20 protein-coding genes are annotated in these 21,255 nt (G+C 69.2%); 9 read left to right on the top strand and 11 right to left on the bottom strand.

The window, feature by feature from the left end:
- Positions 1 to 8: 8 nt before the first annotated feature.
- Both SYV04_RS20385 and SYV04_RS20380 read left to right on the top strand, forming a co-directional pair.
- Positions 9 to 1,829: an OmpA family protein gene (locus SYV04_RS20385; RefSeq protein ID WP_321547509.1), complete on the top strand. Its 1,821-nt coding sequence runs from the start codon at positions 9 to 11 to the stop codon at positions 1,827 to 1,829.
- Positions 1,826 to 2,578 carry a 2OG-Fe(II) oxygenase gene (locus SYV04_RS20380; RefSeq protein WP_321547508.1) on the top strand — a complete coding sequence of 251 codons (753 nt, stop codon included), beginning with the start codon at positions 1,826 to 1,828 and terminating at the stop codon, positions 2,576 to 2,578. Before SYV04_RS20385 ends, SYV04_RS20380 begins: the two co-directional genes overlap by 4 nt.
- A gap of 5 nt (positions 2,579 to 2,583) precedes the next feature.
- Here SYV04_RS20380 and SYV04_RS20375 read toward each other — a convergent pair whose 3' ends face one another.
- Genes SYV04_RS20375 through SYV04_RS20345 form a run of 7 tightly spaced genes read right to left on the bottom strand, consistent with a single transcriptional unit; the run spans position 2,584 to position 9,277 of the window.
- Positions 2,584 to 3,150, bottom strand: a complete 567-nt coding sequence (locus SYV04_RS20375) for a hypothetical protein (RefSeq protein ID WP_321547507.1) — start codon at positions 3,148 to 3,150, stop codon at positions 2,584 to 2,586.
- A gap of 9 nt (positions 3,151 to 3,159) precedes the next feature.
- The gene (locus SYV04_RS20370; protein WP_321547506.1) at positions 3,160 to 4,617 is read right to left on the bottom strand and encodes a hypothetical protein; all 1,458 of its coding nucleotides are present in this window, start codon (positions 4,615 to 4,617) and stop codon (positions 3,160 to 3,162) included.
- A 13-nt stretch (positions 4,618 to 4,630) separates the two neighbouring features.
- Positions 4,631 to 5,890, bottom strand: a complete 1,260-nt coding sequence (locus tag SYV04_RS20365) for a glutathionylspermidine synthase family protein (RefSeq protein WP_321547505.1) — start codon at positions 5,888 to 5,890, stop codon at positions 4,631 to 4,633.
- On the bottom strand, positions 5,887 to 6,744 hold the full coding sequence (locus SYV04_RS20360) for a DUF350 domain-containing protein (protein WP_321547504.1): 858 nt from the start codon (positions 6,742 to 6,744) through the stop codon (positions 5,887 to 5,889). Before SYV04_RS20360 ends, SYV04_RS20365 begins: the two co-directional genes overlap by 4 nt.
- Before the next feature lie 17 nt (positions 6,745 to 6,761).
- Positions 6,762 to 7,598 carry a hypothetical protein gene (locus SYV04_RS20355; RefSeq protein WP_321547503.1) on the bottom strand — a complete coding sequence of 279 codons (837 nt, stop codon included), beginning with the start codon at positions 7,596 to 7,598 and terminating at the stop codon, positions 6,762 to 6,764.
- A 3-nt stretch (positions 7,599 to 7,601) separates the two neighbouring features.
- A complete protein-coding gene (locus SYV04_RS20350) occupies positions 7,602 to 8,198 on the bottom strand; it encodes a TlpA family protein disulfide reductase (RefSeq protein WP_422723954.1) in 597 nt (198 codons plus the stop codon).
- Positions 8,195 to 9,277 carry a CFI-box-CTERM domain-containing protein gene (locus SYV04_RS20345; protein WP_321547502.1) on the bottom strand — a complete coding sequence of 361 codons (1,083 nt, stop codon included), beginning with the start codon at positions 9,275 to 9,277 and terminating at the stop codon, positions 8,195 to 8,197. The genes SYV04_RS20350 and SYV04_RS20345 overlap by 4 nt, the downstream gene beginning before the upstream one ends.
- Before the next feature lie 102 nt (positions 9,278 to 9,379).
- On the opposite strand from SYV04_RS20345, the gene SYV04_RS20340 reads away from it, so the two are divergent.
- The 3 genes from SYV04_RS20340 to SYV04_RS20330 all read left to right on the top strand — a co-directional run bounded on the left by SYV04_RS20340 (position 9,380) and on the right by SYV04_RS20330 (position 11,408).
- Complete coding sequence (locus SYV04_RS20340; protein ID WP_321547501.1) at positions 9,380 to 9,682, top strand: hypothetical protein; 303 nt, start codon at positions 9,380 to 9,382, stop codon at positions 9,680 to 9,682.
- A 90-nt stretch (positions 9,683 to 9,772) separates the two neighbouring features.
- A complete protein-coding gene (locus tag SYV04_RS20335; protein ID WP_321547500.1) occupies positions 9,773 to 10,990 on the top strand; it encodes a S1C family serine protease in 1,218 nt (405 codons plus the stop codon).
- Positions 10,991 to 11,135: 145 nt separating this feature from the next.
- Complete coding sequence (locus SYV04_RS20330; protein WP_321547499.1) at positions 11,136 to 11,408, top strand: vegetative protein; 273 nt, start codon at positions 11,136 to 11,138, stop codon at positions 11,406 to 11,408.
- A 38-nt stretch (positions 11,409 to 11,446) separates the two neighbouring features.
- Here the strand turns inward: SYV04_RS20330 and SYV04_RS20325 are convergent, their stop codons facing one another.
- Entirely contained in the window at positions 11,447 to 12,181 is a 735-nt protein-coding gene (locus SYV04_RS20325) for an RNA methyltransferase (protein ID WP_422723953.1), read from the bottom strand.
- 51 nt (positions 12,182 to 12,232) lie between these two features.
- Here SYV04_RS20325 and SYV04_RS20320 point away from each other — a divergent pair, with 51 nt between their 5' ends.
- The 4 genes from SYV04_RS20320 (at position 12,233) to SYV04_RS20305 (ending at position 16,834) form a co-directional block, all read left to right on the top strand.
- Positions 12,233 to 12,820, top strand: a complete 588-nt coding sequence (locus SYV04_RS20320; protein ID WP_321547497.1) for a hypothetical protein — start codon at positions 12,233 to 12,235, stop codon at positions 12,818 to 12,820.
- A gap of 42 nt (positions 12,821 to 12,862) precedes the next feature.
- Positions 12,863 to 13,819, top strand: a complete 957-nt coding sequence (locus SYV04_RS20315) for a phosphoribosylaminoimidazolesuccinocarboxamide synthase (RefSeq protein WP_321547496.1) — start codon at positions 12,863 to 12,865, stop codon at positions 13,817 to 13,819.
- A gap of 159 nt (positions 13,820 to 13,978) precedes the next feature.
- On the top strand, positions 13,979 to 14,779 hold the full coding sequence (locus SYV04_RS20310; protein WP_321547495.1) for an alpha/beta fold hydrolase: 801 nt from the start codon (positions 13,979 to 13,981) through the stop codon (positions 14,777 to 14,779).
- A 15-nt stretch (positions 14,780 to 14,794) separates the two neighbouring features.
- Positions 14,795 to 16,834, top strand: a complete 2,040-nt coding sequence (locus SYV04_RS20305; RefSeq protein WP_321547494.1) for a PAS domain-containing hybrid sensor histidine kinase/response regulator — start codon at positions 14,795 to 14,797, stop codon at positions 16,832 to 16,834.
- A 3-nt stretch (positions 16,835 to 16,837) separates the two neighbouring features.
- On the opposite strand, the gene purB is transcribed toward SYV04_RS20305, so the two are convergent.
- From purB to SYV04_RS20290, 3 genes are read right to left on the bottom strand one after another with little or no spacing between them, the layout of a single operon-like run.
- Entirely contained in the window at positions 16,838 to 18,151 is a 1,314-nt protein-coding gene (purB, locus tag SYV04_RS20300; RefSeq protein WP_321547493.1) for an adenylosuccinate lyase, read from the bottom strand.
- Positions 18,148 to 19,086 (bottom strand): ABC transporter substrate-binding protein, encoded by a 939-nt coding sequence (locus tag SYV04_RS20295; protein WP_321547492.1) that lies wholly within the window; start codon positions 19,084 to 19,086, stop codon positions 18,148 to 18,150. The genes purB and SYV04_RS20295 overlap by 4 nt, the downstream gene beginning before the upstream one ends.
- Positions 19,083 to 21,212, bottom strand: coding sequence for an SUMF1/EgtB/PvdO family nonheme iron enzyme (locus SYV04_RS20290; RefSeq protein ID WP_321547491.1), 2,130 nt, complete (start codon positions 21,210 to 21,212; stop codon positions 19,083 to 19,085). The genes SYV04_RS20295 and SYV04_RS20290 overlap by 4 nt, the downstream gene beginning before the upstream one ends.
- Positions 21,213 to 21,255: the final 43 nt, after the last annotated feature.

Genomic DNA, 21,255 nt, shown 5'->3' with positions numbered 1-21,255 from the left:
GCGCCCCCATGCGAGGCTCGCTCTTGGCGCCCTACCTTGGAGGGCTGCTGCACCCCGCCGCCATCCGCCTGGTGTTCCTGTGCTTCCTCGTGGGGAGCGGAACGGCCTGGGCGGATCACGATCCATTCTCGCGGAGCTTCGACGCGGTGCCCGTGAAGGCCACCGCGGCCCAGGACAGCGGCCTCGCGCTCGAGGGCGCCCGGATGCCGTCCGTGGGCAGCATGCGCGCCTCGCTGCTGCTGGACTTCAACCTGAGCATCCTCTCCCTCAACCTGGGGGACGAGAAGCTAGGGGACCTGCTCCCCTATCGGCTCGATGCGCACGCGCTCTTCGCCTACCAGGTCCACCCGCGCCTGGAGCTGGCGGCGGACCTTCCCTTCACCGTGATCCAAGGCGATCGCTTCCAGTTGCTGCGCGATGCCCTCGCGGCGCCGGACTTTCCGGGCGCGGCGGGCGTGAGCCGCTACGGCCTGGGAGATGTGCGCCTGCTGCCGCGCTTCACCCTGTTGGATCCTTCTCTGGCTCCCGTGGGGCTGGCCCTGGTGGGTGAGGTGCGGCTGCCCACGGGCAACGCGGGCAGCTTCCTCGGCGAGCGCGGAGTGCTGGTGTCGCCGCGGCTGGCGGTGGAGCGCTCCTTCGGACCGGTGCGCTTGCTGGGCAACGTGGGGTGGCGCTTCCGCAAGCACGCCCAGTACCTCAACCTCCTCGTGGACGACGAGCTCACCCTGGGCGCGGGCGCCGTGGTGGACCTGCCGAACATGGGACGCTTCACCGACGTGCAGGCCCTGGCGGAGCTGCACCTGTCCACCCCGGCCTCCTCGCCCTTCAACTTCAGCCAGGCCGACTCGCTCAAGACCCCGTTCGAGGCCATGGTGGGCGCGCGCACCCGAATAGCCGGCCCCTGGGGGCTGGCGCTCACCGTGGGCCGTGGCATCGGCCTGAGGGGCGGCTACGGGCGCGAGGCGTTCCGGGTGATGGTGGCCCTGAGCTACGAGAAGGAGTCCGCCGATTCGGATGGCGACGGCGTGCCCGACTCACGCGACAAGTGCCCCAGCGAGAAGGAGGACCGCGACGGCCACGAGGATGATGATGGGTGCCTGGACCCGGACAACGACGGTGACGGCATCGCCGACGGCGAGGACCGCTGCGTCGACAAGCCCGGACTCAAGGAGCACCGCGGCTGCCCGCCCGACACGGACACCGATGGCGATGGCCTCTTCGACCACCTGGACGCCTGCCCCGACAAGGCCGGCCCCAAGGAGTACGACGGCTGCCCGGACAGCGACGGCGACGAGATCCCCGACAACCAGGACGAGTGCCCGGACCTGTACGGCCCCCCGGAGAACAACGGCTGCCCCTACGACGCGCCGCCGTTCGTCGTCGTCGAGTCCGACCGCATCCGCATCAAGGGCAACATCCTCTTCGAGACGGGCCAGGCGAAGATCCAGAAGCAGTCCTTCAAGCTGCTCGATGAGGTGGCCTCCGTGCTCGCCAAGAACCCCATGCTCGGCCCCGTCCTCATCGAGGGTCACACCGACAACGTGGGCTCGCGCAACTACAACGTCGACCTGTCCCAGCGGCGCGCCAAGGCGGTCATGGAGTACCTCGTCGGCAAGGGCATCGCGCGCAAGCGCCTGAGCGCCAAGGGCTTCGGCTTCGATCGTCCCATCACCGACAACGCCACGCCGCTGGGCCGCGCCAAGAACCGCCGCGTCGACTTCCGCCTCATCCGCGATGAGGTGGAGACGCCGGCCCGCGAGGTGCCCGCTCCCACGCCCCCCGCGGCTCCGCCCGCGGCTCCCGGCGGCGCGGCACCAGGCACGAAGTGAGCCTGGGCACCCTCGCCGAGCGCTCGTGGGAAGAGCTGCGCTCGGGCCGCGCCGACTTCTTCGGGCTGCTCGATGCGCACCTCGGCGTTCACGTGCCGGGCTTCCTGGCTGCCGAGGAGTGCGCGCACCTCGCGCGCCGCGTCTACGCCGGGAGGCCCTTCTGGATCTCCGACTTCAACGGCGTGCAGTTCTCCCTTGGCCGCGCCTGGTACACCCACCTCGAGCAGGATCGCGAGGAGGAGTACTTCACCAACGCCCGCGCCTCCGACGCCCAGGTCGAGCGCTTCCTCCCCGGCTTCCAGGCCCGGCTGCTCGAGGTCCTCTCCACGCTCGTCGGAGCCTCCGCCATCAAGCGCCCCGGCTGGTGCGGCCCCGGTGTCCACATCTTCCCCGCGGGCCAGTGGCTGTCCGAACACGGCGGAGACATCCACTTCGACACCGAGGGGCTCTCCGAGACCCAGTGCGAGCGGGGCTCGCGCGCCATCACGCTGGTTCTCATGCTCCAGCCTCCCGAGGCGGGCGGAGCCTTGCGCTTGTGGGACGCCACCTACGAGGGAAGTGATGAGGTTCCGGAGGACCTGCCCCAGCTTGCCCACGCGGATGCGCGCTACGGCACCGGGGACCTGGTCATCCTCGACAGCTACCGCCTCCACCAGATCCAGCCGTTCACCGGCTCGCGGGACCGCATCTCCGCCACCGCGCATGCTGCGCTGGATGCCTCAGGCACCGTCTGGGAAGTGTGGTTCTGACGCGCTCACCGGTGAAGGTTGCGCAGGTAGTGGTAGTCCTGGCTCCCCAGGTTCTCCGCCGTCAGGCCGTACCCCGCGTCGTCTCCCGGCAACAGGTACACCACATCCGACTGCACGTTCAGGAAGTTCAGCAGGGTGATGCCCTTCAGCAGGTGCTCGAACGTGGACCACCGCCACAGCTGGAGCTCGGGGATGTTGCAGTGCGACGTCATCCGCACGTCGCTCGTGCTGCCGTGCTGGAGCAGCAGCGACATGGTGAACACCATGTATCGCGGCTCCCCGTCGTCCGGCGCGGGTGAGGAGCGCGCCTCGCGTCCCTGGAGCCCATCCACCCAGTCCTGGAAGTCCCCCGGCGCACGGGAGGGCACATCCCAGTAGTCCCAGACTCCCTTCTCGAACTCCCCGACCGCCGGCAGCAGCTCGGTGCTCAGCTTCCGGTAGAAGCGGTACCGCTGCCCGGCGGTGACGCGCTCCGGCTCTCCGGAGATGAGCCGGTGCAGCCGCTCGTGGAGCGGGTCCCTCGGCGACTGCATGCGGCGCGTCACCTGCATCGCGAAGATGGAGTAGTCCATACGCTCCTCTCACCCACCGTAACTGGAATAGCCGGAGCTGGAAGAGCTGTGGGCCGTCGGCGCACGGTTCCACGAGCTGTAGGAGCCATAGGCAAACCCGAGGATCTGCCGGTTCGCGGCCGCCACCTTCACCTGCACCTTGGCGAAGCCCGTGGGCTTCGGTCGCGGCGCGCCCGAGGCCGAGCTCGGCGGAAGCGAGAACATCGTCGCCCTCCTCTGAGGCTCGTAGCGGTGCCCACCCGCGGTCTTCGGAGGCAGGGGGTTCGGCACAGCGGCCATCGCCGGAGCCGTCGCGCCCCGTAGCCATGGGTACAACATCCAGAAGGAGCTGTGCGAGACCGGTGAGCCCCCGAAGTAGAAGGGCCGCCGCTGCAGTTCCGGCAGCACATCACTGGTGTACGGCGTGGTCACCACGTCCTCCACCAGCGAGGGCTCGGAGGGCGCGGGCTGGAAGTCACTCGCCGCCACGCTCTTCACGTCCAGGCGGGCCTCGCGGTAGCTCACGAAGTCCTCGTTGATGTCGTCCAGTTCCTGCAGGGGGCCGTCCCCGGGCGCGACGTACAGCACGTGCTTGAAGCCCATCTCCGTCAGGCGGGCGGCCGGAGGCAGCCGCGCCAGGTAGCGGTTGTCGAACTGGGTCTGCGGCTTGGTGTAGGGCAGCAGCCGGTTGCGATCGAGCACGAGCACCGGAGGCGCCGACGTGGATCGCCTCCTCGCCGTCCGCTCCAGGAGCGGGCGGTAGTAGAGCGCCGCGCCGAGCGTGAGGTGCGCGGGCACCAGGCCGCGCGGGTGCGGCCAGTTGTCGAAGGTGAAGACGGGCTCGAAGCTCCGCGACAGCCCCGCGGCGAACGCCACCGCCTCGGGCCCCGGCAGATCCACCATCACCACCGTGGCGCGCGTCACCTCCTCGCTCTCCTCGAAGAGGCGCGCCAGCGCCTGGCCCTGTCGGAACGCCGTGTCCATCGCGGGCGTGAGGACGGGCTTCACCGCGGCCCTCAGCGCCACGGCCGACGGAATCGTGCTCGGCACCGTCCCCGCGAGCGCCTGGAACAGCGTCGCCTGGTAGAAGGGCTTGAGCCGGTCCTGCTTCGGCGACATCTCCGTGGCGAACTTGTGGAGGGACGTCTCCTCATGACTCACCGGCACCTGGCCCGTGAAGGAGAGCGACTCGTCCGGAGCGCCGAAGTTCCACCCCTGCGAGCGCTGGGTCTCCAGCGTGTCGAGCATCTCGATGTCGTAGTCGGGCTCGGACGATTTGATCTGGGAGGCAATGCCGATTCCCCCCACCGCCACCGTGCCACCCACCACCAGCAACGCCTTGAGCGCGCCACGGCGGTTGACCGGAGACCCCATCGCCGAGAGGCCATCGTTCCACCACTGAGCGCCGACGATCCCCGGCTGCTGGACCGTCACATGGCGCCGGAAGGGAAGCACCTCGGGCTCTTTCTTCGTGTCGTCACTCGCCATCGCCGAGCCTCCCTCAGGGCACCACGAGCACCGGGGCGCTCAAGGCCTGCGTGTCCGTGGCGCCGCGCTGCACGCGGGCATAGAGGCCCGCCGCCTCGCCCGCGATGACGTAGACACCGTGGTTGACCGCCTCGCCACCCGCCGTCTCCTCCGCCGCGAAGTAGCGCTGGGCCACCCACCGGCCCGGCACCGCATGGACCAGCGCCGCGTTCCAGTCGCCCTGAACCGTGTGCCGGCCCACCAGCACCTGGTCCCCTTCGGCTCCGTAGTCCGACTTGAGCACCCAGCCCTCCCGATCCTTCGCCAGCTCTTCGATGGGCACCGTCTCCATCCGCACCGTGTAGGGGACGAAGGCGCGGATGGTGGCGCGGGCGCGCGGTGAGAAGCGCTCGTGGTGCTCCCACATGAAGGCCATGGCCCGCTTGTTCTGCGTGAGCACGGCTCCGAAGGGGTTCACCACCACGCACCGGCCCTCCAGGCACGCCTGCATCACCACGGAGAAGGGGCCTGACAGCGGCGCCATGTCCTCGGCGGGCTCCTCGTCGCCCCACACCGGCAGGCGCTCGGCCCACCAGTCCGTCTTGTAGTGGCGCAGCAGCACGTCACACGGCTCCCCGAAGAGGCACACCCGCCCGTCCGCGCCCGCCGACAGGTTGAAGGGCGAGCCCAGCGACACCGTCCAGCCGCGCTCCTCGAACCAGGCGCGATACAGCCGCACGAGCGCCAGGTCCTCGGGCATCTCCGTGGGGTAGATGATGCCCACCGAGAGCCGCTCCGGCACCGGCACCAGCAGCCGTCCCGCCAGCGACTCCACCATCTGGCACAGCCGCTCGCCCAGCTCCCCATTCGGGTCCACCGTGCCCGGCCAGGAGGGCTGCACCAGCGGGTTGAGCAACACCGCCTCGGCCTCGCCCGTGGGCGTGTCGCTGTTGAGCTCGCACACGGCCAGCCCCTCGTCCCGGGTGAAGAAGACATCCGCCCGGGCGATGCCATGCCAGAACGGCTGCGAGACCTGCCACATGAGCCGCTGGAACGGCGTGAGCGCGAAGAAGGACTCCAGCACCTCCGGCGAGGCGGCGCACGCCAAGCTCAGCTCGTGATAGGCCGCCGCCACGTCCTCGGCCGCCCGGTAGAGCCGCGCCTGACGCTCGCGCGACAGCAGCAGCGGCTCCACGCGGAAGCGCGGCGTGCCGGACAGCCACGGATCCGTGACGATGCCCGTGGCGAGCAGGCGCTCGGCGAGCGCCTCGTAGCTCAAGGAGGACGCGTTCATGAGATGCGCGTCACGAGGAAGGCCGCGGCCAGGTAGGCCACCGCCTCCAGCACGGCCATGCCCAGGTTGCGCTCGGCGGCGATGCCCTGGTCCAGCCGGCCCCCGCGCAGCGTGAAGCGCGCCCCCAGGAGCAGCGTCTGCACCAGCAGCTGGCGCACCGGGTAGAGCGTGAGGATGAAGATGAGCGCCTTGGCATAGCCGCTCAGCGACGGCCCCCAGCCCTCGAAGGTGCCCTCCACCGCGTGACCGATGATGAGCGCCAGGGAGATGGTGACGCCCGCGTAGCTGATCGCCGCCGCCACGTTCTCCCCGAGCACCTCCTCCGCGTCGTCATAGGCGGTGAGCGTGCGGAAGAGCACCACGAACAGGTGCAGGGCGAACTGAGACATGACGAAGAACACCAGCGCGATGCCCAGCGTCCTCAGGTCCGTGCCGGAGATGGAGCGCGAGAGGATGATGCCGGTGGCCAGGTAATGCGCGCCGGCCGCCAGCCCCGCCGCGGTGTTGCCGCGCTCGATCTCCGCCGGCAGCCGCGAGCGCAGGAGCACCTTCACCCCCAGGTGCCCGAAGACGGCCAGCAGCCCCAGCGCCAGCAGGCTGTAGGCGGCCACCCAGAGCGCATCCTGCGCCACGCTCTCGCCCTGCACGGAGCCCGCCACCACCGAGCCGGCGATAAGGAAGACGCTGAGCACCTGCCCCACCTGCAGCAGCGCTCGCGCGGTGTGGTCGTGCTCCAGGTCCTCTCGCACGGTGTGCGAGGGGGACACCAACCGCTGCCCGAGGCGGAACAGCAGCAGGAGGATCAGCGTGGTGATCCCACTGAAGGTGAGCAGGTACAGGGGGCGAAGCTCCATGGGACGGGAAGCCTACCTCAACTGCCCGAGGACACCTCGAAGTCCCGCCCCAGCCGCTCCAGGAACTCCGGAGTGAAGACGCCATCCACCCGGAGGGAGTAGCGGAAGAACGGATCCGCCTCGACGCCGTGGTAGTCGAAATCGTTGAACCAGTAGGCCCGGCCCGTCACCGGTGTCTTGCGCCGCGCCTCCTCTTCCCAGAGAAACAGCCGCTTGTTGCCGCGCGGGCTCACGGTGATGAAGTGGTCCGGGGCCGTCTGCTCCTCGGGCTCACCGTCGCGGTGGACGGTGCCATGATCGTTGGCCTCCAGCCCCATCACCGTGCAGCGGCCGATCTCCTGGAAGGGCAGCGACTGGACGAACGCCACCGTGCGCGGGAAGTACAGCCGCGCCTCCCGCGTGAAGTCCTTGGCCTTGCTCTTCTCGCTCCAGTAGCCGCCGGGGATGAGTTCGTAGAAGACCTTCCACGGGAAGTAGACGCCGTGCTTGTACTTCAGGAACAGCATCTGCTCGCGCGTGAGCGGGTGCTCGCGCTCCTCGCCGAACTCGTACGTGTGCCGCAACTTCGGGTCGAACGCCCCGGGCTCCTGCCCCAGCGACAGGAAGGTGGCGAACTCCGCCTCGCTGAAGCCGCGAATCACCTGCCCGTAGTCGATGTAGGGGTCCTCCGCCATCGAGGGCGGGACGATCCCCATCGCCTTGTGGCTGCCGCCCGTGTAGCCCGTCTGCACCTGGGCCAGCGCGTAGCAGATCTCATCGTCCAGCGACTCGAGCCGCTTCAGGTCCAGGTAGGGCTCGAGGTTGAGGAAGGGGCGCCCGAACAGGCCTACCAGGCCACCACGCGAGGCTTCCATGCGTCAGGGCTTCAGCGCCCGCTCGATACGCTTGCGCAAGGCGGCCTCGCTCATCATCCCGCGCACCGCGTCCGTCACCTTGCCCTCGCGGTCCAGGAAGTAGAGCGTGGGCAGCGCCTCCACCTTGAAGGCCCGCGCCACGTCGTCATTGGCGTACACCACGTAGGGGCCCAGCTCCGGCAGGAAGCGCTTGACGAACTGGTCCACCACCTCTTCCTTCACGTCGTCGTCATCCCGGCTGGCCGCCACGAACACCAGCCCCTGGCTCTCGTACTCCTTGGCCAGCTTCACCAGCGCGGGCATCTCCTCCTGGCACGGCGGGCACCACGTCGCCCAGAAGTCGAGCATCACCACCTTGCCCCGAAGGTCCTCCAGCGCCAGCGTGCCCCCGCCGTAGCGCCCCAACTGGAAGCTCATGGGCCTGGCGCCCTCCGGCACCATCTTGGAGCGCTGTGCCTCCGTCACCCCGAGGTACACCAGCCCCCCGAGCCCGAACAGCGCCGTGAGCACCAGCAGCGCCGTGGCCCCCCAGTCCCCCGCGCTACGGGCGGGCGGCTTGGGTGCTCCCTCGTTCTGTGGCGGTGTCACCTGCTGCGTCACGCGTGTCCACTCCTGATCAAGCCCCGATGCACGAGCGTCAGCGCCCCGCGCACCCCGGTCCGCACGCGCGGGTGGCGCACCACCCACTCCGCGACCCCGGGACCATGGCGATAGTAGCCCCGAATGAAGGCCCGGCCGAGCCCATGGTGGCGCAGCACATCGTCCCGGAACGCTCGGAAGGCCACCAGCTCGGGCGCCCCTTCGCCGAAGGCCGCCGTAGCAAGGAAGCAGGAAGCCGCTGGGCTGATCCACATCAACCGGCCGTTGGTGACGTTCACCACCGCCTTCAGCTCCCGCGCCTCCGTATAGAGGAAGGCCAGCAGGTCCCTGCGCGCCGCGGGGAACTCAGCGCCGCTGGCCTCCTCGAAGTCGATGCGCGAGCTACCCCCGCCGGCGATCTCATCCACCGTGAAGAGGTAGCGGTTGGAGCTGCGGTGCGACTCCACCTCCAGCATCCGCAGCTCGCCGAAGTACGCCAGGAAGGGCGTGTTGCACGCCGGGCACACGAAGCGGTGGTAGGCGTGGCTCGCCGTGAAGGCGTAGTCGTCGATGCGCTTGCACCCCGTGTTGGGGCACACCAGCTTCACCTTCGCGTGCGGCGCCTCCCGGGGGTCATACCGCGAGGCCCCCGAGGACTTGTCGAACACCGGCGGCTGCCGGGGCGCCTGCGTCACCAGGTTGCGCGTGGGGTGCGCCGCCCGCTCCAGCTCCAGCGCCCGCCGCCAGGCCGACTCCGCCTGTCCCAGCCGCCCACTCACCGTGTGGCACAGCGCCTCGCCGTGCGCACGCACCGCCGCGAGGATGCCGTGAATCGCCGCCGGGGCCTCCCGCTCGTACGACACCGCCAGCGCCATCGCCAGCACCCGCTCCACCTCGGGCAGCAGCGCCTCGGCCGCCTTGCGCGCCGGATCCTCCGCGCGCCGGTACAACGGGGGCTCGGGAATGCGCGCGAACAGCGCCGAGGCATCCGCTCGCACGCGCTCCAACGCCGCCGGCAGACCGCTGCGCCGGACATCGATCTGCGCCGCCCGCTCCTGGGCCGCCTGGAAGAGTTCTTCGGGCTGCAAGGCCGCGCACATTAGAGGCGCCCTGCCTCCCCTGTCAGCGCCCAAGTCCTCCCGCGTTGGAAACTGGCCTCCCCCTTCATTCCGGTGTACGAGGAGGTAGGAGGGTGTAAACGCATGGGGATTCTGAAGTTCCTGGTGTGGACGGTGTGCGCGGTGGCGCTGGGCATCTTCCTGGCGAAGGGGAACATCGACGGGCGCTCGCCGCTGGACCACATGGAGAAGGCGTGGAAGCGCGCCACGCGGCCCACGCAGATGGACAAGATGAAGGACGGGGTGGACCGGGTGAAGGGTGGGCTGGAGGACGCCTTCGAGGACGCCAAGGATGCTGTCGGCCGCAAGACGGAAGGGGCGCCCCGCGAGCGAATCACCGCCGAGGACCGTGAGGCGGTGAACCGACTGATCGCCCAAAAGAAGTAAGCAGCGCTCCCCGCCCGGCCCCCTGCCGCTTCCGCTACCTCCCGTGCCTCCTTAGCTTCGCGCCAAGGTGGTCGGGTGTGGAGGCGGTCCATGTCGAGGACGCGGGTCAAGGGCGTGCTGCTGGCGGCGGTGACGTACGCGGTGATGGTGGCGGCCCCGGCGTGGGCGGGAGGGGGACGGCTGTGGCTCGAAGCCAAGGGCCAGGAAGTCCACCAGCAGCGCTCCACGCTGAGCCAGGTGGCGCGCGCGGCCATGCCCTCGGTGGTCTCCATCACCACCCACCAGGCAAGCGCCGACTCCGCCGTCTCCGGTGAGGAGCCGCAGAAGGGCATCGGCTCGGGCTTCATCATCCACCCGGACGGCTACATCCTCACCAGCGCCCACGTGGTGGAGGGCGCCTCGGACGTGTTCGTGTCGGTGCTCTCCCCGCGCGGCTACCCCGAGGACTTCCCGGCGAAGGTGGTGGGCCAGGACCCGCGCACCGACTGCGCGCTGCTGAAGGTCGACACGGGCCGCAAGCTGCAGGCGCTCAAGCTGTCCTCGGCCTCCCACGTGGAGGTGGCCGACTGGATCGTCGTCATCGGCAACCCCTTCGGGCTGGCGCACTCGGTGACGGTGGGCGTCGTCAGCTACAAGGGCCGCCAGGACGTGACGCCCAACGGGCGCGACGGTGACTTCGACTACATGCAGATGGATGCCTCCATCAACCCGGGCAACTCGGGCGGGCCGGTGCTGGACCTGCACGGGGACGTGGTGGCCATCGCCAACGCGGTGAACGTGGCGGGCCAGGGCATCGGCTTCGCCGTCCCCATCGACATCGCCAAGGCGGTACTCCCGCACCTCAAGGCGCACGGCAAGGTGCGCCGCGGGTGGATGGGCATCGCCGTGGCGGACTACTCGAAGGACCTGGCCGCGGAGTACGGGCTGTCCACGCGCGGCAGTGGCGTCGTGGTCTCCGCCGTCGAGGAGCAGGGCCCCGCGGGCCGGGCTGGCCTGCGCGTGGGAGATGTCATCGTCGGCCTGGACTCCCGGAAGGTGGACCGGGCGCACAAGCTGCGCTGGCAGGTGGCGGCGCGCGGCGTCGGCAAGAGCGTGGTGCTCCAGGTGCGCCGGGGCGCCCAGCCCCTGAAACTGCGGGTGAAGCTGGAGGAGCTGCCCACCGAGGAGACGGCCTCCCCGGCGGTGGCCGCCCGGCGCTCGCCTCCTCGTAAGCCCACCGGCTCCCGGCTGGAGCGGGTACGGACGGATCAGCCCGCTCCGAGGGCCGCCGTGAAGGCTCCGGAGCCGGCCGCCACGCCGTCTCCCTGACGGGTTCAGGCCCCTCGCCTGCCTGCTACCTCATTGCCCGGCTTGCGTTCCCCTTGCGTGGGCGCTACACAGTGCGCCTTTTTCGTACCCGGGTGGGCCACCAAGACGTGGCGTCCGGCACCGCATCGCAAGAGAGAGGAACCCCATGGCCGAGGAAGCCAAGAAGACCAACCCGCACAAGAGCTGGCCGCGTACGGCCAAGGGCAATGGCAAGAAGGCGTGCACTGTCGCGAACTGCAAGCGCCCCTACCGCGCCAAGGGCTACTGCTTCTTCCACTACAAGAAGTGGCGCCAGGAGGAGCTGCCGCACTCGCGCTACAAGACGTGCTCCAAGCCGGAGTGCCGCGCGAAGGCGGGCAAGGCTGGCCTGTGCGAGAAGCACTACGGCGAGGCCTACAAGAAGGAGGCGGCGGCTTAAAGCCGTCCCCTTCTCTTCGTACCGGGCGCCTCTCCCTTCTAAGGAGTAGAGGCGCCCTGCTTCACCGCACGCTCCAGGTGCTTGAAGGCCGTGAGCCACAGCTCCGCCTCGCGCTGGGTCAGCTGCGCCCGTAACAACGTCCGCTCCAGCTCGTGCAGCACATGCTCCGGCGCCTGCGGGTTGAGGAACTGCGCCGACAACAGCACCTGCTGCATGCGGCCGCCCAGCGCGTTGAGCGTCCCCATGCGCGCGCCCGGCTCGGGAGCCGCGGGCACGGCCTGCTGCGCGCCCTCCCGACTGCACAGGTAGAGCAGCACCGCCGCCGCCTGCGCCAGGTTCATCGAGGGCTGCACCTCGCTCGTGGGAATGACGAGCACGTCGGTGCAGACGGCGAGCTCCTCGTCGGACAGGCCCCGCTGCTCTCCGCCGAGCACCAGCCCCACCCGGCCCCGCGCGCTCTCCTCCGCCAGCCGTCGCACCGCCTGCTCCGGGGTAAGCGCGGCGCGCCCCTTGAGCTGGGTACGAGAGGTGGTGCCAACGGCGTACACGCAGTCCTTGAGGGCCTCGGGCAGATCCTTCGCTACGGCCATCCGCTCCAGCACCGCCTCGCCTTTGACGGCCAGCCGCTCGGCGCCTCGGAAGGCGTAGGTGGCAGGGTCCGACAGGATGAGGCGTGAAAAGCCGAAATTCGCCATGACCCGGGCAACCGCACCGAGATTGTCGGGAGATCGCGTCTGGTGGAGAACGACGGAGAGGTGCAAACCCAGACTCATGGCCCCGAGTTTATCTGGCTGCTCCGGGAGCGGATCGGTATATTCCGGCCGATGCGTCGCTGGGTGCCTGGCCTGTTGCTCTCCGTCTTTGTCCTGACCGCCTGTGGCGGGGCGGGCACCCCCACGCGCATGTCGATCACCGCGCGCCAGGCGCTCACCAGCTCTCCGGAGGCGCTCGAGTTCGAGTCCGCCTCCACGCGGCTGGAGCTGTTCCGCGAGTTGGCGCGGCTGTCGGAGCAGGAGACGGGCCGCGCGGCGCAGGCGCTGGTGCTGTTCCCCATGAGCCACAACGGCGAGCTGGTGGCGGCGCCTGGCTTCGAGGCGCGGATGGACCTGCTGCAGGCTCCGGATTCGGGAGCCGCGCTGCAGCTGGCGTTCGACGGGCGCACCGGTGATCGCTGGCCCGAGGATCGCCGCGACAGCCTCCAGGGGCTCTCCGAGCGCGAGGCGGCCGAGCTGGTGGCGCGCACGCTGCTCACCCACTGGCAGATCCACCCCGCGGGGCCGGTGCAGGTCGACCGGGTGACGGGCGCGCCGTACGCGGTGGCCTACGTGGACGGCATCGTTCGCATCAACCCGGCTTTCCTCTATCTGGCAGCCGCCTCAGGTCCCGCTTCCACCCCAGCGGCCGTTCAGTAGAGTCCGCGCCTCCCCGCAGGCCCGCGGGGTTCGAGGCGCCTCGTGAACACGTCCGCTCTCCACGCCCAGCTTCCGCACACCCTCCGGCAGACGCAGTTCCCCACCCTGGGAACGCGCTACCAGGGCAAGGTCCGCGACACCTACCGGAAGGGCGATCGGCTCTTCCTGGTCACCACGGACCGACTCTCCGCGTTCGACCATGTGCTGACCACCCTGCCCTTCAAGGGCGAGGTGCTCAACCGCCTGGCGACGTTCTGGTTCGAGCGAACCAAGCACATCGTCCCCAACCACGTGCTGGAGGTGCCGGACCCGAACGTCACCGTAGCGCGCGCGTGTGAGCCCTTCGCCATCGAGATGGTGGTGCGCGGCTACCTCACGGGCAGCCTGTGGCGCGACTACCAGAAGGGCACGCACACCGCCTACGGGCTGCCCTTCCCCTCCGGATTGCGCAAGGACGAGGCCTTCCCCGAGCCGGTGATTACGCCCTCCACGAAGGCGCAGTACGGGCAGCACGACGAGCCCATCTCGGAGGCGGAGCTGCTGGCGCGTGGGCTGGCCAGTCCCCGGGACTGGGCACGGCTGTGCGAGGCGGCCAAGGCCCTGTTCGCCGAGGGCCAGCGCTGGGCGAGCACGCGCGGGCTGATCCTCGTGGATACCAAGTACGAGTTCGGCAAGGTGGGCGACGACCTGTACGTCATCGACGAGATGCACACCCCGGACTCCAGCCGTTACTGGGTGGCGGACGAGTACGCGGCGCGCTTCGCCAAGGGCGAGGACCAGCGCATGCTGGACAAGGAGAACATCCGCCAGTGGCTCATCCGCGAGCGGAACTTCTCGGGACAGGGCACCCCGCCGCAGATCCCCGACGCGGTGCGCGTGGACCTGGCGGAGAAGTACCTGGCGGCCTACGAGCGCATCACCGGCACGACGCTGAAGCTGGAGGCAGGTGACGTGCATGCGCGCATCGAGCAGAACCTGCGCGCGGCGGGGCACCTGTAGACACCGGCTATCCGCCAATGAACACGGGCTCCGAGGGAGTGGGCGCTAGTCCACATTCCTCGCGGAGCCCCTTGCGGCCGTGGAATTTCGCCCCAACCTCTTGAACTACCCTGATGCGGTGGCGCACCCGTGCCACCTGGAATCCAAAGGGAAGTCACCATGGCCGCGAGCGCGCTCAAGAGGAACAACGTCCGAGTCATGGGGCGCGGCAGGAAGGCCATGGTCCTGGCCCACGGCTATGGCTGTGATCAGAACATGTGGCGGTTCATCACGCCCGCTTTCCAGGACGATTACCACATCGTTCTCTTCGATCACGTTGGCGCCGGACAGTCCGACATCTCCGCGTTCAACCGCACCAAATACAGCAGCTTGAAGGGTTATGCGGACGACGTGCTGGAGATCTGCCGCGAGCTGGCGCTGAAGGACGCCGTCTTCGTCGGGCACTCGGTGAGCGCGATGATCGGCGTGCTGGCGGCGATCGCCGAGCCGGAGCGGTTCGACAAGCTGGTGCTGATCGGCCCCTCCCCCTGCTACATCAATGACGGCGACTACGTGGGTGGGTTCAGCCGGGGAGACATCGACGGGCTGCTCGAGTCCCTGGACAGCAACTACCTTGGCTGGTCCAGCGCGATGGCGCCGTCGATCATGGGCAACCCGGATCGCCCGCACCTCGGCGAGGAGCTGACCAACAGCTTCTGTCGAACCAACCCCGAGATCGCCAAGCACTTCGCGCGCGCCACCTTCCTGTCCGACAACCGGACCGACCTGCCGAAGCTGAAGAAGCGGGCGCTCATCCTCCAGTGCAGCGAGGACATCATCGCGCCAGAGGCGGTGGGCCGGTACCTGCACCAGCACCTGGCCAACAGCCACTTCCACCAACTGAGCGCCACGGGGCACTGCCCCCACCTCAGCGAGCCCGCGGAAACCATCGCCGCCATGAGCAGCTTCCTCGCGGCATAGGTCCTTGAACCCGCCTTGAATACCTCAGCCCCTCCCCATGGCGGTACCGACGCGGCGCTCATCGAGGAGAGCGTCGAGGACCTCTATGAGAACGCGCCCTGTGGCTACATCTCCACGCTGCCCAACGGCACCATCGTCAAGGTCAACCAGACCTTCCTGAGCTGGACGGGCTACCAGCGCGAGGAGCTGCTGGGCGGCAAGCGGTTCCAGGACCTGCTGGGCATGGGGGGGAAGATCTACCACGAGACGCACTACGGGCCCCTGCTGCGGATGCAGGGCCTGGTCCAGGAGGTCAACTTCGACCTGATGTGCAAGAGCGGCCTGCCGCTGCCGGTGCTGGTCAGCACCTTCCAGAAGCGGGATGCGGAGGGTAAGCCGCTGCTCAACCGGACCACCCTCTTCAACATCACGGACCGGAAGAACTACGAGCGGGAGCTGCAGCTGGCCCGGAAGAAGGCGGAGCAGGCCGCCAAGGCCAAGGCGGACTTCCTGTCGATGATCAGCCATGAGATCCGCACCCCGATGAACGCCATCATCGGGCTGTCGGGGCTGCTGCTGCAGACGGAGCTCTCGCCCGAGCAGGAGAAGTACGTCAGCGTCCTGCAAGCCTCCTCGGAGACGCTGCTGGGCCTGCTCAACAACGTGCTGGACTTCAGCAAGATCGAGGCAGGCAAGGTGACGCTGGAGGAGCGGCGCTTCGACCTGCGCCAGCTCATCTACGGCATCGTCTGCGGCTTCAACGCCAAGGTGGAGGAGAAGAAGCTCTCGGTCCAGGTGGAGATCGACGAGCAGGTGCCCGCCTGGCTGATGGGGGATCCGGTCAAGATCGGCCAGGTGCTCAGCAACCTGCTGGGCAACGCCATCAAGTTCACCGAGACGGGAACCGTGACGGTGGCGCTGCGGACCCGAGAGGTGCTCTCGGATGCCGTCGGCCTGGACTTCCAGGTCACCGACACGGGCATCGGGATTCCCCAGGACCGCCTGGGGCACATCTTCGAGGAGTTCACCCAGGCCAGCTACGACGTCAACATGACGTACGGAGGCACCGGCCTGGGCCTCGCCATCTGCCAGAAGCTGCTGGAGCTGTATGGCAGCACCATGCGCGTGGAGAGCGTGCCTGGGGCGGGCTCGTCGTTCTCCTTCAGCCTGCGCCTGAAGGTCGCTCACGTGGAGAAAGCGGTCGAGCGCCCCGCGCAGGTCGGAGCGAACGCGCAGGACGTCCAGGGGCTCAAGGTCCTGGTGGCCGAAGACAACGCCATCAACATCTTCGTGCTCTCACAGTTCCTGCGGAAATGGGGCATCCACTTCGACGTGGTGGGCAACGGGCGGCAGGCCGTGGAGAAGCTCCAGAAGACGCCCTACGACCTGGTGTTGATGGACCTGCAGATGCCGGAGATGGATGGCTACGCCGCCACCCACACCCTCCGAGCGCTTCCCGAGGAGCGCTTCCGGCGCTTGCCCATCCTGGCCCTGACGGCCTCGGCCCGGATGGGCCTGGAGGAGCGGCTCGCCTCCGCCGGCTTCACGGACTTCGTCGGCAAGCCGTTCCGGCCGGATGAGCTCTTCGCGAAGATCGCCATGCACGCCTCTCGCTCCAATGCCACTCCCGCGAGCAGCCTCGCTGCGAGCGCGCCGGAGCGGGGATACGAAGCAGCGGACGTCACCGCGGCGCCCCCGCCCTTCCACCTGGAGAAGTTCCGGAGCCTGGCCGAGGGCGATCCCGAGGCGCTGATCGAGTTCGCCACCATCGCCATCACCACCTCCGAGACCCAGAAGCACGAGTTCCAGAAGGCCCTCGAGAACGGCAGCCCGGAGGAGTTCGAGTTCCACGCTCACAAGATCAAGATGACCCTGGAGCTGCTGGAGGCTCACGCGCTGCAATCCGCGCTGCAGCAGGGCCGCAGGGCCCTGGCGGAGAAGGAGAGCGACGCGGGCCGGATCCGCGCCGCCATCCACGCCATCCAGACGGAGCTGGACGCCATCATCGGAGCGCTGAAGGAAGAGGTCCGGCGAGCGGCGACCACGGGGCCGAACGCCGGGCACGGCTGGGCTTAGCGACTACTGGCTGCGCCCGAACACCCGGCGGAAGATGTCGTCCACGTGCCGCGTGTGGTAGCCCGTGGAGAAGCAGTCGTTGATCTCCTCGGGCGTCATCATCTTCAGCAGGTCCGCGTCCTTCAGCAGCGCCTGGCGGAAGTCCACGCCCTCCTCGTACATCTTCATCGCGTTGCGCTGGACGACGACGTAGGCGGCCTGCCGGTCCATGCCCTTGCGCGCCAGCTCCAGCAGGATGCGCTGCGAGTTCACCACTCCCCCCAGCAGCTCCAGGTTCTTCGCCATCTGCTCGGGGTAGACGCGCAGGTTCTCCATCAGCCCCGCGAAGCGGTGGAGCATGAAGTCCGCCACGATGGTGGCATCCGGGCCGATTACCCGCTCCACGGAGGAGTGAGAGATGTCCCGCTCGTGCCACAGCGCCACGTCCTCCATGGCGCTCAGCGAGTAGCCGCGCAGCAGCCGCGCCAGCCCCGTGAGGTTCTCCGAGAGGATGGGGTTGCGCTTGTGCGGCATCGCGCTGGAGCCCTTCTGCCCCGCGGTGAAGGCCTCCTCCGCCTCGCGCACCTCGGTGCGCTGCAGGTGGCGGATCTCCACCGCGAACTTCTCGATGCTCGAGCCCAACAGGGCCAGGGCGGTGAAGTACTCCGCGTGCCGGTCTCGCTGGACGATCTGGCTGGAGGCCGGCGCCGCGTGCAGGCCCAGCTTGCGGCACACGTGCTCCTCCACCGCCGGAGGCAGGTGCGCGAAGGTGCCCACCGCGCCGGAGATCTTCCCCACGGCGATGGTCTCCCGCGCGCGCTCCAGACGGGCCTGGGCACGACTCAGCTCGTCGTACCAGATGGCCAGCTTGTGCCCGAAGGTGATGGGCTCGGCGTGGATGCCGTGGCTGCGCCCCATCATCACCGTGTGGCGGTGCTCGAAGGCACGCTTCTCCACCGCCGCCATCACCCGCGTCAGCCCCTTGAGGATGAGGTCCAGCGCGTCACGGAGCGTCATCCCCAGCGAGGTGTCCAGCACATCCGAGGACGTCATGCCCAGGTGCAGCCAACGCGCGCTGGGCCCCACCCGCTCCTCCATGAAGGTGAGGAAGGCGATCACGTCATGCTTGGTGGTGCGCTCGATCTCCTCGATGCGCGCGGCGTCCTCCGGGCTGAAGTCACCGGCACGGGCGCGGCAATCGTCCAGCGCCTCACGTGGGGCGAGCTTTGCCTCCACCATGCCCTCCAGCGCGGCGAGCTCCACGTCGCGCCAGCGGCGCAGGCGGGCCACGTCGGACCAGAGGGAGGTCATCTCCTGTCGGCTGTATCGCGGAATCACTCGTAGACCCTCACGGGAAAGTCCCGCTTGGCCGCATAGCGCATCAGCTCCATCGCGGCATCACAGGAGGAGGCCAGTTTCCGCGCGGCGGTGAGATTGACAACGATGTCCATGCCCTCCGGCTGGGCCACCGCCAGCGCTCCAGGGTCCACCTTCTCGTGGATGATGCGGTTGGAGAGCCGCCCCGCCTGTTGGCCGATGGCCGTGGGACTGGGGGACACCGCGAGCGTGGCGCCCTCCTTCACCTGACTGACGGTGAGCCCCACCACGGGAATCTTCTGCGCCTGGGCAAAGGCGATGAGCGCCTGGAACACGGTGGTGTTGGCGACCGTCTTGTCGGCCACCATCATCAGCGCATCCACCTTGCCCGCCGCTCCCTCCAGCACCTTCTCCACCTTGCCCTGCCCGTCCGTCTCCAGCGGGACGATGCTCAGCCCCAGGCCTCCGGCCGCCTCCTGCGCCATCTGCACCTGCCGGGCGGAGAAGCGCGGATCGTGGAGGATGCCCACCTTGCGAGCCTTGGGAGCCATGGCCTTGAGAGCGCCCAGCTCCGGGGTGTAGTCGCTCGTCAACGCGATGCCGGTGACGTTGGGGCCCTCCAGGCCATACTTCTCGAAGTAGGGCACCATGACGAAGAGCACGGGGGTGTCCTCGCTCAGGGAGCGACGCGCGGCGTTGGCCGCCAGCGGCCCCAGCGCCAGCACCAGCGAGGGCTTCTGCGTCGCCAGCTTCTTGAAGACACGCGCGGCGGTGGCGCTGCTCTCGTCGAGCATCACCTCCTGCACGTCCGCGTCGGCCTCGGCGCGGAAGCCGGCGATGACGGAGCCGTAGGCCGCCAGGTCCGCGGACTTCACCGCCACCACCTTGGGGCGCGCCTGGGCAACGGCCATCACGGGCAGCAGCGCGAGCAGCAGGGCCCCCCTCGCCAGGCTCATGGTCCGACACCCGCGCAGCAACGGAAGCCCAGGTTCTGGTCGCGCTCGGTGGGCACGACGCTCCTGCGCGCCGAGCAGCGCACCGAGCTATCCGAGCGGGCGAAGTTTCCACCCTTCTGAGCCATGACCGTCCCGTCCTGGCTCGTCGAGGAGGTCCACTCCGTCACGTTGCCGGAGAGATCCATGACGCCGTAGGCCGAGCGGCACTGCGGGAAGCTGCCCGAGGCGGCCACCGCACGGTCCTTGTTGGACGCGTCCTCGGTGTTGCAGCGGTCCGGGTCGAAGTCATTGCCGTAAGGGAAGCGGGCGCTGCCCGGACCCTTGCAGGCCTTCTCCCACTCCTCCTCCGTGCAGAGCCTCTTGCTCAGGCTCTCGCAGGCCTGCTTCGCCTCCAGCCAGCTCACGTTGATGGTGGGCGGATTGCCCTTCTGGTTGGGGTGCTCGTACTCGTCGATGCAGAAGGAGGCCACCTGGACGTTCTCCAGCTCGCGCTCGTCGAACGTCTTGTCCTTTTCGCCCGCGGGAGCCCCCATCTTGAACGTCCCGCCACTCACCAGCCGCATCCCTGGGGGACAGCTTCCCGCGGGTGCCATCGGGTCGCTCACCGGGCTGGCTTGCGGATTGACCGGCTGAGTGCGGCCGGGGTCCTGCCCTCCCACGGCCGGAGTGCCCGTCTCCTGCCCTGCACGAAGCCGCTTCAGAAGCACATACCCCCCCGCCGAGCCCGTCGCCAGCCCCGCCACCGTGAGCAGCACGAGCCAGAGCACGGGCTGGGAGCGCTTGTCGGGAGCCTTCTTGGGCCGAGGCGCGGCCGCGGGCTTCGCGGCGGCACGAGGCGGAGTGGGGGCTGGGGACGCATTCGCCTTCGGCGCGGGCCGAGGCTCCGCGGGCTTCACCTGGGCGGTGGGCTTCGCGACCGGCTCGGAAGGCGCTGGCGCCTGGCCCCCGGCGGGAGGGGCGGTTCCCGGCGGAGCCGCCATGATGGCGGCCAGCATCGCCGCGTCCATGGGCTGGGTGGCATCGACCGGCGCGTCGTCCTTCAACGCGGGACGAACCATCACGGGCGGCGCGATGTTGACGACAGGGAGCTGATCCGTAGGCACCGGCGGGGGAGGCTTGTCCCCTGTGCGCGCCGTGGAAGACGAAGCGGACTGCCCCACGGGCGGCGCGGACTTGGGAGGGCGACTCGTCCCCGAGGAGTTGCTCGCCACGATGGAGGAGAACTCGGCGGCGAACTCTCCGGCGGTCCTCGGGCGGGCGGTGGGGTTGGCGTTGAGCGCGCGCCGGTAGAGCGCCTCGAAGGCGGGCGGGAGGTCCGGATTCTTCATCAGGACCTCGGGGATGCCGTCGCCATCCGGCATGAGCCCGGTGAGCATCTCGCCCACGATGGCCGCGAGCGAGTACAGGTCCATGCGCGTGTCGATCTCACCGCCCGAGGCGTACTCGGGGGCGATGTAGCCATCGGCACGGAAGCCCTTCTGGGCCTGGACGAAGGGCGGGCGCGGCAGGCCCAGCGCGAGCCCGTAGTCCGTCACCTTGAGCATGTCCGGCAGGACGATGATGTTCTCGGGCTTGAGGTCCGAGTGCGGCCCGTAACGGTGCGCGGCGTCCAGCGCGCTGGCGAGCTGGCCCAGCAGCGGCTCCACTTCCCTGAGGGTGAAGGGCTGCCCCTTGGCCACGCGCATCTCCATCATGCGGCGCAGCGTCATGCCCTCGACGAGCTGCGTGGTGAAGAAGGGCCGGTCCTGATCAAAGCCCTCCTCGTACACGCGAAGCAGGTGCGGGTGGCCGAGCTTCTTGCCCACCCGGAGCACCAGGGAGAACTGGGTGCGCTCCTCGGGCTCCTGGAGCAGCCGGGGGTTGATGACCTTGAGAGCCACCTCCACGTCATGCGTCTGGTCCAGCGCCCGGAAGACGTAGCCCACGGGACCGGCGCCCACCAGCTCGCGGATGGCATAGCGCCCGGCGGCTACATCACCCGCCTTGTAGGGAGCGCCCTCAACCGCACCCCGCTTGCGCGCGGAGGCACCCGCGGCCTGCCGGGCGGCTGCGTCGTACTTCAGGCCGCAGGTCGGGCAGGAATCGCTCGTCTCGGGAACGTGGCTGCCACAGCGCTTGCAGAGCACGGGGGATGGACTCCAGGTCCTCGCGGGCCTCCGGCACAGGGCC

It is taken from the genome of Hyalangium ruber (assembly GCF_034259325.1).
Classification (GTDB): Bacteria; Myxococcota; Myxococcia; order Myxococcales; family Myxococcaceae; genus Hyalangium_A; species Hyalangium_A rubrum.
This window is presented reverse-complemented; position numbering and strand designations above follow the sequence as displayed.